Source organism: Streptomyces araujoniae (assembly GCF_050871195.1).
GTDB classification, from domain to species: Bacteria; Actinomycetota; Actinomycetes; order Streptomycetales; family Streptomycetaceae; genus Streptomyces; species Streptomyces bacillaris.
Genome location: NZ_CP194070.1, coordinates 7,209,719 through 7,222,542, shown reverse-complemented (window position 1 = coordinate 7,222,542; position 12,824 = coordinate 7,209,719). Strand labels below are relative to the sequence as shown.

At 74.5% G+C, this 12,824-nt stretch carries 6 protein-coding genes; 3 read left to right on the top strand and 3 right to left on the bottom strand.

Annotated elements, in window-relative coordinates; all coding sequences use genetic code 11:
* The first annotated feature begins 231 nt into the window (after positions 1-231).
* The 3 genes from ACQ9ZG_RS30545 to ACQ9ZG_RS30535 all read left to right on the top strand — a co-directional run bounded on the left by ACQ9ZG_RS30545 (position 232) and on the right by ACQ9ZG_RS30535 (position 5,517).
* On the top strand, positions 232-639 hold the full coding sequence (locus tag ACQ9ZG_RS30545; RefSeq protein WP_084990650.1) for an SHOCT domain-containing protein: 408 nt from the start codon (positions 232-234) through the stop codon (positions 637-639).
* Between the two features lie 139 nt (positions 640-778).
* The gene (locus ACQ9ZG_RS30540) at positions 779-1,144 is read left to right on the top strand and encodes an effector-associated constant component EACC1 (RefSeq protein WP_258311938.1); all 366 of its coding nucleotides are present in this window, start codon (positions 779-781) and stop codon (positions 1,142-1,144) included.
* Positions 1,141-5,517: a caspase, EACC1-associated type gene (locus ACQ9ZG_RS30535; RefSeq protein ID WP_109914225.1), complete on the top strand. Its 4,377-nt coding sequence runs from the start codon at positions 1,141-1,143 to the stop codon at positions 5,515-5,517. The genes ACQ9ZG_RS30540 and ACQ9ZG_RS30535 overlap by 4 nt, the downstream gene beginning before the upstream one ends.
* A 64-nt stretch (positions 5,518-5,581) precedes the next feature.
* Here the strand turns inward: ACQ9ZG_RS30535 and ACQ9ZG_RS30530 are convergent, their stop codons facing one another.
* The 3 genes from ACQ9ZG_RS30530 to ACQ9ZG_RS30520 all read right to left on the bottom strand — a co-directional run bounded on the left by ACQ9ZG_RS30530 (position 5,582) and on the right by ACQ9ZG_RS30520 (position 12,559).
* A complete protein-coding gene (locus ACQ9ZG_RS30530; protein ID WP_109914223.1) occupies positions 5,582-6,400 on the bottom strand; it encodes a hypothetical protein in 819 nt (272 codons plus the stop codon).
* A 160-nt stretch (positions 6,401-6,560) separates the two neighbouring features.
* The gene (locus ACQ9ZG_RS30525; RefSeq protein WP_499281436.1) at positions 6,561-8,534 is read right to left on the bottom strand and encodes a hypothetical protein; all 1,974 of its coding nucleotides are present in this window, start codon (positions 8,532-8,534) and stop codon (positions 6,561-6,563) included.
* The gene (locus ACQ9ZG_RS30520; protein WP_499281651.1) at positions 8,531-12,559 is read right to left on the bottom strand and encodes a vWA domain-containing protein; all 4,029 of its coding nucleotides are present in this window, start codon (positions 12,557-12,559) and stop codon (positions 8,531-8,533) included. The genes ACQ9ZG_RS30525 and ACQ9ZG_RS30520 overlap by 4 nt, the downstream gene beginning before the upstream one ends.
* Positions 12,560-12,824 lie beyond the last annotated feature (265 nt).

Sequence of the window (12,824 nt, the reverse complement as noted above, 5' to 3'; positions counted from 1 at the left end):
GCCTCAGCGGGCCCGTCCCTCCGGTGCGGACCTGTGCTCAGGAGGTGACACAGCCAGAAGACGCCGGGTCCGTGGCCGGTGCCACGTTTGACTAGGCCGTTCAGGACCGGCGGCCCCGGCCTCCGGCGTCCCCCGCCCACCGGAGGCTGTCCGCACGCGTACGGCGCGGATGCGGAGGAAGGGGACCAAGCGTATGAATAAGGGATCGACGGCTCGAACGGAGTTGGCCCCATGGACGATTACCCGCTCCTGAACCTCTTCCTGACCATGCTGTACCTGTTCCTCTGGGTCATGTGGTTCTTCCTGCTGTTCAAGGTGGTGACGGACCTGTTCCGCGACCACACGCTGAACGGCTGGGCCAAGGCCGGCTGGCTGATCTTCGTCATCCTGCTGCCCTACCTGGGCGTGCTGATCTACCTCATCGTGCGGGGCCGCAGCATGCACGAGCGCGACGCCAAGGCGGTCAAGGACTCGGAGGCGGCCTTCCGGCAGTACGTGAAGGAGGCCGCGGGCACCTCGGGCGGCGGCTCCGGCGGGAGCGACCACGTGAACGATCTGGCCAAGCTCGCCGAACTCAAGGACAAGGGCGCGCTCAACGAGGACGAGTACGAGCGGGCCAAGGCGAAGCTCCTGGCCTGAGGGACCGGGTGGCCCGGCAGACCGCGTCGGGCCACCCGCGTACCACCGGTCGCCGCGATACCGCCTCCACGCACCCCGGCGTGGATAGACTCACGCCGAATGGCGCAGTCGCACAGGCACGGTGACCGGGCGGGTGGGGATGAAGTTTCGCATTGCGGGGGACGGCGACGAGGAAGCCCTCGTGGACCTTCGGGCATGGCTGGCCGATGACCCGGGCACCACCCGGCTGGAGGTCTCCGTCGTCGCGGACCAGGGCCCCACCATGAACACCCTGGAGGCGCTCGACATCCTCCTCGGCAGCGCGGTCGAGGTCGCCAACTTCGCGCTCGCGTACGTGACCTGGCGCTCGGTCAGGAACGACGGCCGGAGCGGTTCGGGCGAGGGCGGCGGCAGTCGCCTGGTGCACGGCGACACCACGGTCGAGATCGGCCACCTCTCCCCCCAGGAACTGGCGGATCTGTTGCGCCGCCTCGACGACGACCCGCCACCGGCGGCAGACGCGTGACGTCCGGCGCGGGCCGGTCCCGCGCGGTGCTGTTCGGCGTCCACGCCTACGACGAACTCTCCGCCCTCGACGGCGTCCAGCACAATGTGCGGAACCTGCTCCCCCTCCTGACCAGCAAGGACGTCGGCGGTCTGGCGGAGGAGGACTGCACGGTCGTACCGCACGACGCTTCGCAGCAGGAGTTGCTGGACGCCCTCCACGACGCCGCCGACGAGGCCACCGACCTCCTGCTCGTCTACTACGCGGGGCACGGCCATTTCGGCGGCCGCGACCGGTCGTTCTTCCTCGCCACCCAGGCCTCGAGTGTCCGGCGGGCCTACCACTCGGTGAAGTACAACGACGTCCGTGACCTCGTCGCCGGGTCGGCCGCCCGGCGCAAGGTGGTCATCGTCGACTGCTGCTTCAGCGGCCGCGCGCTCCCCATGTCGTCGGACGAGAGGACGGACGAGGGGGCCCCGACACAGCTGGACATGGAGATCACCGGGGCCTGCGTCCTCACCTCCGCCGCCGAGACGGAACGCTCCCTGTGCCTCCCCGAGGGCAGCGTCTTCACCCTGGAGCTGACGGCGCTGCTCCGCGAAGGGCTGGCGGGTGAGCTGACCGGCGGGCGCCGGGGCGAGCACCTGCCCGAACTCACGATGACGGACGTCTTCAACGCTCTGCACGGCCGGTTGCAGGGCAGAACCGTGGACAAGTTACGCGTCCCCCAGCCGAGGATGAGCACCCGGGATCTCGGCCATCAGATCGTGCTCGCCGGCAACCGGGCGTTCACGGGAAGTCCGGAGGACGCCGACGACACCGCGACGGCATCCGCGCTCGAGGACCACGCATGGGTGAGCGCGACCCGCGACCACCCCCTGTGGAACTACGCCGCCGACGAGCGCGGGCTCTCCCTGCTCCGGGACACGGCGACGGCGCTCGTGGCACGAGCGGCGGGTGAGGCCGGGCAGGACGGCGCGGGCCCCGTGGACGACCCGTGGCACTCCCCGTCGTACACCGACCGCGTGGCGGAGTGGACCGACAGCCTGCTGCTGGACAGCAGCCTGCGGCCCGAGGAACTGGAACTATCCGCCGCCGAGGTGTTCCTGCTCGTGACCCACCCGTACCTCCACGCCGTGTTCTGGAAGCGGAACGCGAAGCGTTACCACGGGGTGGGGCCGACCGACCTCACCGACCAGCAGAGCACGTCCTCGGCCCGGCGCGACTACGAACGGTTCCTCCAGGGGTATCCGCGGCTGGTGAGACGGGCCCTGCGCACCTCGGGCGAGGGCGCGTCCGACGCCATCGGCTGGTGGCTCTTCCACCGCTGGCTCATCCGTCAGCCACGGCTGTACGAGGCGTCCTCCGTGGAAGCCCTGCTCGACGGCCTCGCCGTACCCCTGGGCAAGGCCTCCGCCCGGGAGAAACGCCTGGTGGAGGAGGTCCTGGAGCCCGAGCTGGTGGTCCAGCTGCTGCGCGCCCCGCAGCTTCCCGGGCCCCAGGAGGAGGGGAGGGCCAGGCCCCGGACCGTCGGCGTGGCGGAGACCGCCCAGCGGGTCCGGGTCCACCAGCTGGCCGACCTGCTGCGCATCGCGCATCTCTTCGCCATCGACCCCGTCGCCCTCTCCGAACTGGTCGTCGACCACATCGGCATCGGCTACGCCGTGGACCTTCCGGGCCTGCACAGCACCCTGGACAGGGCGCGGTGGGAGTCGAACGGACGGACCCGGGTCCTCAGCGCGACCTGTGACCATCTGGCGGTCGACCTCGGTCTGCGCGAGCACGCCGCCACGCTCGACACCCGACTGACCCGGATCGACATCAGCACCGGCGTCGAGGAACGGCCTGCCCTGCTGCGCAACCTGCCGCTGCACGTCACCTCCGAGCAGGTGACCCCGGCGACCGAACCGAGCGGGCGCCCGGTCTACGCGTCGACCGAACTGCGTTTCCGGCTGGCGGACGACCGCATCCAGGAACTGCTGATGGGCGAAGAGCTGTACGGGGATCCGGCGCTGGCGATCCGTGAGCTGTACCAGAACGCCCTGGACGCCTGCCGGTACCGCGAGGCGCGGACCCGGTACCTGCGCGCCACCGGGGTCGAGACCGCCCCGTACGAGGGCAGGATCTCCTTCACCCAGGGGGTCGACGAGGCGGGGCCCTATCTGGAGTGCCGTGACAACGGCATCGGTATGGGAGAGGTCGAGCTGCGGGACGTCTTCTCGCACGCCGGTATGCGCTTCGCCGACCTGCCGGAGTACATCGAGGAGCGGGCCAGATGGGAGGAGCACGGCATCACGATGCATCCCAACAGCCAGTTCGGCGTCGGGGTGCTCAGCTACTTCATGCTGGCCGACGACATCACCGTCACCACATGCCGCCTCTCCCAGGACGGCCTGCCGGGCCAGCACTTACGCGTCGAGATCGCGGGGCCCGGTTCCCTTTTCCGTATCCAGCCGCTGGACCGGTGCGCCGAGGCGTACACGAGCGTCCGCCTCCGGCTCCGGTCGTCCGGTGCCACGTCCTGCGTGGACGTGCTGCGGCGCATCCTCTGGCTGTCCGAGTTCGAGGTCACGGCCAGGGAGGGTGAGGGCGAGCCGACGGTCTGGAGGCCGGACGTCCTCTCGGAGGTGGCGCCCCTGGGAACTCCCAACCCCCTCAGGGCGGGCGCTGCACGCGCGGAGGGATCGCGCACAGTGGGTACCTCCACCCCGGAGGTCTGGTGGTGCAACACCATCGGCGCCGTGCTGGCTGACGGCCTGTGGGCCGGCGAGAGCCTGTTCGGGGCCGTGGTCAACCTGTCGGGCGAACGGACTCCCCGGCTCACCGTCGACCGACGGCGAATCATCGGACTCGAGCTGAGCGACATCGAGCACCTGCTCCGGCAGGAGATTCCCGCGCTGCTGGCCGCGGGGTCGGAGATGTTCCGGCCGGATTGGCTTGAGAATCTACTCGCAGAGAGCCGTGTCATCGCCGACGAGATCTTCGCCGAAGCGGTACGGACACGTTTCAGCCCCTGGCGGATCGCCGGCCGTGACGTGGACATCACCAAGTCCGGTTTTCTCGCGGCGGATGACAGACTGGGGATCCCAGGCGACGACACGGACTCCTCGTCGCCCGCCTTCCACGCTCCTGCACGGGCCAAGGAGTTCCGGAGGCGCCATCTGGCCGGTGCCGGATACTTTCCGGGATTCACTACCGCTCCGGTTCCGCCCCACACCCTGCCGATCCCGTCGGACAGTTTGATCCTCATGCCGCAGTGGTCCCCTGGGTACCACTCATCGTGGCGGGAATCGGTCTTCCACGAGCGCGGCCCCGTCGGTGCGGGAATGCTCGACAGCGCGACTCATGCGGGCCGGTCCGTCGAGGAGGTGGCCCGCCGACTCGAGGATCTGGGATTCCTGGTACCCGCCGCGTCCCTCCTGCCCCTCGTCGAAGTCGATCTACTGCTGCTCAGCCTCAACATCGACGGCGCCGGTCCCTGGCTCCCTCCCGCTGAGCCGGTCCACCCCGCACACATCATCCGCGCCGCCAACGGGACGGGCCTCACTCCCGAGTACGTCACCGGGCGGCTGACCGCCCTCGGCTACCGGCTCCCGAAGCACCCGGTGCCGCTCCCGGAGCCGAACGATCTCTACATCCTGAGTGTCGACCTGGACAGCATTCCTCCCTGGCTCGCTCTCGAGACGCCGGTGGATCCGGCGCACCTCGCGGAAGCGGCCCGGGGAAGGGGCCTCGCGGTCGAGGACGTGGCGGCCCGGATCGAGGAGCTCGGACTTCCGGTGCCGGACCCGCACCTTCTCCGGTTGTCCGAAGCCGATCTGCGGATCATCCATGCGGACCCGCGTACCGGCGGTCAGTGGCTCGTCCCCCAACAGACGGTCCCTCCGGCACACATATTGCGGGCGGCCGCGATCACGGGGCATCCCGTCTCCGAGATCGCCGCCCGGCTGGCTTCTCTGGGATACCAGCCCCTGTCCCTCCCGTTGCCCGCGACGGGTCCCGACGACATGCGCGCGCTCAGCCTCAACTGCGATGGGCACGCGCCCTGGCTGCCCGTGGACGAGCCGGTCCGTGCCGTGCACATCTCCCTGGCCGCAGGCGTACTCGGCTGCACCACCGACCACTTGGCATCCCGTCTCCAGGCGTACGGATACCGCCTGCCCGATGCCGCCCCACCGGCCCTGGGACCTGACGACATGCTCCTCCTCAGCAACCGCCTCGACGGGAAGGCTCCATGGCTGGCCCACGAGCGACCCGTCTCACTGCCGCATGTCACGCGAGCCGCCACCGCCCTGGGTCTGCACCCCCACGCAGTTGCCGACCGGCTGGAGGCCCTGGGCTACCGGCTGCCCGACTACGCGGTCAGGACCACCGAAGCATCGGGCCGGAAGTGACAGCCACCATCACACCCGACGGGGTCTGACTCCCGGCGAGGAGGCTGTGCCCGGGGCGAGCCGGTCACCCCCGCTCGCACCCCGCCCGGCCGGCGACCGCGTCGGCCAGGCCGGCCAGGAGGTCGGCGTCCGGGCGGAGGGCGTCGCGGCGGGGTCCCTCCTTCCGGCCGGAGAAGTGTCCGACCTGGACCAGGGTCGGTCTGCCCGCGCACGTCAGCAGGGTGGACCGGCCCTGGTCGTCGGCTCGGTGCACCGCGACCAGGGCGGGTTCCTGGGTGACGGTGAAGTGGACGAGGCTGTGGCGGTCCTCGTCCGAGGCTGCGAGGACGCAGCTCCAGAGGCGGAGGTCGCCCCCGGTCACGGCCTGCCGGAATCCGCCGTCGGCCGATGCCCTCAACGGGGCGAATCCTTCGAGGCCGCATGCCCGGGCGGGGTCCAGCTCCTCGTGTTCGAGCAGGGTCGGGGCCCCGGCCCCGGGTGGAGTCCCGGGGGCGGGGCCGGAGCAGCCGTGGGTCTCCGTCAGCCGGTCCGCGGCGGTGGTGAGGACAGCGGACATCCGCTGTTGCAGAGCGCCGCTCCGCCAGGTGTCCTCCTGGTCGTTCGTCACCTGGATCTGGAGATAGGGCGTGGGCTTGGCCAGGGCGTCGGCGCAGTCGGCGGGCAGCAGAGCCCCTGCGAACGTCCGGTTCACCCACCCGGGCACACCGGGTATCGGAGCCCTGACCGGGGACTCGGCGGCGACCTCGTCGGCGGTGCCCCAGATGCTCCCGGCGGAGCGCAGGGATTCGATCGTCAGCGTGAACTCGTCGTCCACCTCGCAGTGGGCGGGTCCGGAGTCCGCCGCGCCGTTCTCCTCGGACGTGTACCGCCCGCTCGGTTCCACGGTGAGCGCGGAGACGTCCTCGCGGGTGAGGCTGCCCCAGCGGAAGGAGGTCTGCGGGGCGGGGCGGCCTCGCCGCTCCCGCGCAGGGACAGGGCGAGCGTGCCACCGCCCACGAGGAGGGCGACGGCCGCCGCGGCGACGGTCTTCGTACGGCGGGTCCTCACCGGCTGCTTCCGGTTCCGGCGGGCCGGGACGCGGTGGCGGCGTCCGCGGGGCTCTCGGCGGGAGTCCCCGGGCCCGGTCCCCAGGCCGCCGCGCACAGGGATTCGGCGACGGCTGCGGAGTAGCGGGCGGCGGCGAGCCAGTGGGTGGCGAAGCCGTCGGTGTCGGCGGGGAGGAGGCGGCCGAAGAGGTCGCGTTCGCGTTGGGCCGCCGAGGCGCGGAGGGCGGTGAGCAGTCCGGCGGCCGTGGGGAGACCCCCGTGGCGCAGGCGGCGGGCCTCGGCGGTGACGTCGCCGAGCAGGCCGAGGGCGGCACGGCCCGCGGGGACGGTCTGTTCGACCCGGCGCTCCAGGAGGTGGAGCGGCGACTCCGCGCCGGGGCCGCCGGGTTGAAGCGGGGCGGGGTGCGCGGGCGCTCCCGGGTCGGGGAGGTCGGCGCGGCGCAGTCGGTCGAAGCCGAGGTCGACCGTGCCCTCCCCGGTGGGGTGCGAGCAGGCGAGCAGGGTGAGCCGGGGGTGCTGGGCGGGCACCAGGCGGCCGACGATCCGCAGCCGTGTCCCCGGTGCCGTGGCCAGGAGCATCAGGTTGTCGCGGTGGGCCAGCCCGGGATCGTCGTCAGCGACGATGAGGCGCACGAGGACCCCGCCGTCGCAGCGTGCGAGCAGGCAGGCACCGCCGGATTCCCGTACCGCGCCCAGGAGTTCGACGTCCAGGAAGAGCAGGTCGCTGCCGCCGCCGTCCGGTTCGGCGTAGCGGGAGACGGACCGCAGGGCGCGGGCCGCCTGTTCGGCCGGCGAGGGCTCCCACAGGGCGGCGAGCGGCGGTTCCGTCCACGCGGCGCCCCGGGCGGTGACGGCCTTGACGCCCTTCCCCGCGCCCAGTCTGCCGTCCGGGGAGACCGTCGCTCCCGCGACCGCGAGACCGGCCCGGCCCAGCTCCCGGTGGGTGAGAGCGGTGTCCCCGAGACGCACGGTGCGGTCGGCGACACCCAGGGCGCGCCCCACCCCGCCGGGTGCCACGTCCCCCACCGTGCAGAGCCGGCCGTCCGGGGTGGCGACCCAGGTGCGGGCGCCGCCGTGCCCCGACTCGGTGACCACGGGTTCGGTGAACAGTCCGTACAGGCGCAGGGAGCCGTCCGGGCTGTACGGGCGGCGGGCACGGCCCCGAACCGCTGCCAGCTCGGCACCGGTTGCCGTCCCCACCCGGTGCGCGGTGCCCAGGAGTTCGGCCAGGGCGGTGACGAGGTCGGCGGTGCGGTACGAGGGATCAGCGGCGCGGGCCGCGCGCAGCAGGGTGACGACGGACAGCGCGGCGGACGCGGCGCGCGGCAGTTGCCGGAGCCGGGCGGTGTGCGCGGCACGCAGCAGTGCGGCCTGGGCGACGGCACCGGCCCCGTCCACGCCCGCCTCCAGCACGGCGGCGCCCGCCGACCAGAGGCCGGCAGCCGCCTGACGCTGCGCCGGGCTCGCCTCCTCGGGAGCGGGGGCCGGTGCCGAGGTTGCCGGGGCGGGGTCGGTCGTGTGGGGCGTCGTCGTGAGGGGGGTGGAGCCGGCGGGCGTCGTGGCCGGTTGCGCGGCGGGGTCAGGGGCGGGTGGGCGAGAAGTGCCGGGGGTGGGTTCGAGGGTCGGGTCCGCCGCGGGATCGGGTTCGGCGGCCGCGTCGGGGACGGGTTCGGAGGGCGGGTCCGCCGCGGGGGCCGCGCAGGCTGCGGCCGCGCGGTGGAGGCAGGCCGGGGCGAGGAGGCAGCCGCAGGTGATGGCGTCCACCGTGGCCACCACACCGCCGGGGGCGTGGAGGCGCAGTTCGGTGTCGTCGTCGACCGCGACCGTCACCGTGTCCCCGTCGCGGTGCGTCGGGCGGGCTGCGAGCTTGGTGACCGACGCGTCCAGCCGCTTGCGCAGCCGGGGCGAGAGGTCCTCCACCAGCGTGGCCGTGACCTCCGGCGCGACGGGGGGCAACTGGGCGGCGGTCATGCGGTCTTCTCCCCTATCCAGCGGGCGAGTTCGAGTGGGCTGAGGGCCGCCACGGGCATACCGGCGGCCACGAGCTGCCCGGCCACACCCGTCGAGTAGCGGGGCCGGCCGGCGTCGTCGAGGCTGGCGCATCCCAGGACATGGCAGCCGGTGGCGACCAGGGCCCGTACCTCTGAGAGCAGTCCGCCGAGCGGGGCGCCCTCCTCGAAGTCGCTGATGACGACGACGAGCGTGCGGCTGGGCACCGTGATCAGGCTGCGCGCGTGCCGGAGCCCGGCGGCGATGTGCGTGCCGCCGCCCACGCTCACCTCCAGGAGGAGCGAGAGGGGGTCGTGCACATGGCCGGTGAGGTCGACGACCTCCGTGGAGAAGGCCAGGAAGTGGGTGCTCAGGGTCGGCACCCCGGCCAGTACGGAGGCGGTCAGGGCGGACCAGATCGTCGACGCCTCCATGGACCCGGAGACGTCGGTGACCAGGATCAGCCGCCAGTCGGCCGACCGGCGGGCACGGCTGCGGAACACCGGCTTCTCGGGGACGACCCGGACCGTGCCGTCCTCCGCGCGGCGGGCGGTTGCCAGATTGGCGCGCAGCGTACGCGGCAGGTCCAGCCGTCCGCCGGGGCGACGGGTGGGCCGGGCCTGCATGGTGCCGGTGAGGGCGGGCCGCAGCCGGGTGGCCAGTTGCCGGGTCAGCTCGTCGACCAGGCGGCGGACCAGCGGGCGGAGCGCCGCGAGGCGCGCCTCGGGGAGGCCGCCGGCGTACCGCAGGACCGTGCGGAGCAGCTCCACGGAGGGGGTGGCGGCGGCCGGGTCGAGTTCGGTGAGCACGTCCTGCCGTCCGGTCGCGGCAGCGGCGGCGAGGACTTCCTCGCGGACACCGGGGCCGAAGAGCGCGGCGAGTTCCTCGGACCACTCGCGGACACCGGGGAACGACGCCTCCCGCCCGCCTCGGCCCTGGCCGGGCATGGGCAGGCCGCCACGGGAACCCTCGCCCCGGCCCGCCCCGTACAGCTCGTCCAGCGCGGTGGCCAGGCGGGCGGCCCCGGACGGCAGTTGGTCGGGGCGCCGGCCGAGGACGAGCCGCCACCGGTCGGCGGGCGCGAGGGTGGGGGCGCTCCCCCCGGTGGGGGCGGGGGCGGGCCGTTTCCCGGCCCGGGTGGCTGTGTCGGAGCCGGTCCCGGGCCTTGCACCGGGGCTGGTCTCGGGGCTGGGAGCTTGGCCGGCGCCGGTTTTGGTGCCGGTCTTGGTGCCCTCCTCCGGAGTACGGGGGTGCGGGTGCCCCGAGCCGGGAGGAGACGGGGTGACGGTGGCGCAGGTCGCGGGCGGGGTTGTGGCGGCGGAGGCGGTTGTCGGCGCGGGTCCCAGGGGGTGGGTGGCAGGCGCGTTCCCTTCGGGGCCTCCGGGGGACGGGACGGGCAGGCCGAGGCGGGCGAGAAGGTCGCGGGCCGCGAGGTCCGCGACCGCACGGCGTGCCAGCTCGGCCGGGTCGTCGGCCCCGGCCAGGTCCACCCGTTCGCCCAGGCGCTCCTCGACGGTGTCCAGCAGCCGGTCCCGAGCCGCCGGGCTCAGGGTGTCGAAGCCGCCGCGCAGAGCCGGCAGCCGGGCCAGGAACGCGGCGTCGTCCAGCTCGACGACCCGGTGGAGCAACGGGTCCAGGGCGGCGACGCCCACGGTCAGGAGTGGGCCCGCCGCCGTCAGGACGCCGGTGAGACGGGATACGAGGGCGGCCCGGGAGGGGCCGTCCACCGCGGCGTCCACCCAGGAGGCGACGCGCACCCCGAAGGTGTCGGCCTGCTCGTGGCCGGTGAGCACCCGGACCGCTCCGGCGGCCGCTGCGATCAGCGGAGTGCCGTCGGCGGCGAGCCGGGCGAGGGCGTCGGCGAGCCGGATGCCGCCCACCCGGTCGGCGCGCTGCGCCAGTTCGAGCAGCGCCCGGGCGTCCTCGGGCTCCTCGGAACCGGTGAGGCCGTCGACCTGCCGGACCGCCGCCGAGGTCAGGAGTTCCACCGCGTGCGCGAGGCGGGCGGGGAGGGTGGCGGGGGCGTCCGGGGTGTCGGAGGGCGCGGGGGCGCGCAGCGCCGCCAGGCCGGGCAGGTGCCCCGCGGCGACACGGTCCAGGAGGTCGAGCCCGGCGAGGAGTTCGGGCAGGGTCCCGCTCGCGGGGAGTACGGCCGCCAGCTCCGCGAGGCGCTCCTCGGCCAGGGCGGGGAGCCCGCACTCCGCGGCTTCCGTCAGGCCGCGCACGACCTGCGCGGCCGTGGGACCGCCCTCCGCGCGCTCGGCCGCGTGCCGCCCGCGCAGCACTCCTTCGGCCGCCTGGGCGGGGGTGACACCACGGGCTCCGGCCGCGGTGAGCATCGCGGCCGTGGCCGGGGTCCACCGCACCTGCCAGCGCGTGGTGAGCCCCTCCGAACCCGCCGCGCCGGTCACCTCCTGCTCCTGCGCGTACGGGATGCCGCACACCGTCAGCCGGCGCAGCAGCAGTTCACGGCGGCCGTCGAGGGCGGAGCGGGCCGGGTCGAGCCGGAGGTCACGGGGGGTCTTCTCGGCCGCGTCCGCCGGGCCGGGAAGGGACAGCACCTCGGTCTCGGCCTCCACGGCGGGGCCGAGGCCGCTGCGCGGGGCGGCGGGTGTGGGGCGTCCGGTACGGGAGCCGACGAGGACGCGTTCGAGCGCGTGGGCGACGGCGCGGCCCGTGCCGTAGGTCTCGCCCCGGCCGAGCACCGTCTGTACGGCCTCCAGGAACTCACCGCGCCCGGCGGCGGGCAGGTCGCGCAGCCGGGCCAGGTCCCCGGCGACCCGCACGACCTCGCGGCCGTCCGCCGGGCCGTAGGGGTGGCCCTGTTCGCGCAGGGCGGCACAGACGCGAACCGCCGTGCGGATCAGGGCCTCGTGCAGGGCGGCCGGGTCCCCTGCGGCGTCCAGGACCGTGTGCTGCCACTCCGGGTCCCGGATGCCCGCCGGGTAGCCGGAGCGGGAGTCGAGCAGGGGGTAGGTGTACGGGATCAGCGAGACCGTGCAGGCCGCCCCCGTCGACCCGGCGTCCGGCTCGACGGCGGGGATCGACGACGCACGTGCGGGAACGTCGGGCGTGTCGACGGAGGCCTTGGACGCGTCCGCAGGGGCGTACGTCATGTCCGCCGGAGCCCCGGATGTGCCGGCCGCGCCCGGTACGGCCGCCTCCGGGGCCGAGTTCGTTCCGGTCCCGGCGGACGGCAGCAGCGCCGGGGTGTGGAAGGCGCCCACCACCACGGCGGGCCGCTGACCGTTCGCCAGGGCTGCGGCGATGTGGTCGCGCATGCACGCCTCGCGGACGAGGTCGGTGCCGTCCACGCCGTACCGCGCCTCGGCCTCGTACCGCAGGGCCCAGCCGGTGAGCAGGGCGGCGCGGCGGAGCGCCTCGGGTGTGGAGCCGGGGGCGGGGGCCTCCACCAGGCGGTCCCACAGGTCGTCGCCGTCGCGGCCGGTGAGCCGGGACCGGAGGGCGGTGGACAGCCCGTGGCCCTCCCCCGGTACGCGTACGGAGTCGGCGCCCGGCGCGGGCGCGGGGCCGTCCGGTCCGCCCCGTGCCCAGGCCCGGTCCGCGAGCGGGAGGTCGCAGGCCACGGCCGGGACCCCGTGGCGGGCCGCCCAGCGCAGGGCGGCCAGCTCGGGCGAGAAGTCCGCGAACGGGTAGAAGGCGGGCCCCCGTTCGCCGCCCGCTCCTGCCGCGGGCACGGCGGCCAGCGCCACCGGGGCCCGGGTCTCCTCGTGGGCGAGCCAGCCCAGCCAGGGCTGGAACTCGGCGGGCAGTTCGACGAGGAGCACGTCCGGGGCCGCCGCGTCCAGCAGGGCCGGGACGGCGGCCGCGAGGGAGGGTGCGTGGTGGCGCACCCCGATCAGGAACGGCAGGCCGGGCCCGTCCGCCGCGAGCGCCGCGACCGCGGCCTCCGGGGTGACGCCCCCCGGCTCCGGGTCCTGCGGCGGGGCGGCGCCCGGCGCCTCGGAGGCCGGCCGCCGTCCCGTCCCGGTGGCCCGGCGCGCCATCTCGGCAGCCGGCCGTTCCGTCCCTGCGGTCCGCCCCGTCGCCTCGGCAGCCGACCGGGTCGGCCCGGTGTCCGGGCGTACCATCCCGGCATCGGGCAGCGCCGTCTCGACGACGGCCATCCCGCCGTCCGGAGCGGCCTCCCGCTCCGCAGGGGCGCCCGCCTGCTCGTCGGGGCCAGCCGTCAGCGGCTGCGGGACCGTCCCCGGCGTCTCGGGAGAAGTGGCCGCGGCCTCGGACACGGCCAACCGCTCCTCAACCGCGCCC

Coding starts and splice junctions, on each gene's coding strand:
- ACQ9ZG_RS30545 (WP_084990650.1), top strand. CDS start 232: ATGGACGATTACCCGCTCCTGAACCTCTTCCTGACCATGCTGTACCTG.
- ACQ9ZG_RS30520 (WP_499281651.1), bottom strand. CDS start 12,559: ATGGCGCGCCGGGCCACCGGGACGGGACGGCGGCCGGCCTCCGAGGCG.
- ACQ9ZG_RS30540 (WP_258311938.1), top strand. CDS start 779: ATGAAGTTTCGCATTGCGGGGGACGGCGACGAGGAAGCCCTCGTGGAC.
- ACQ9ZG_RS30525 (WP_499281436.1), bottom strand. CDS start 8,534: ATGACCGCCGCCCAGTTGCCCCCCGTCGCGCCGGAGGTCACGGCCACG.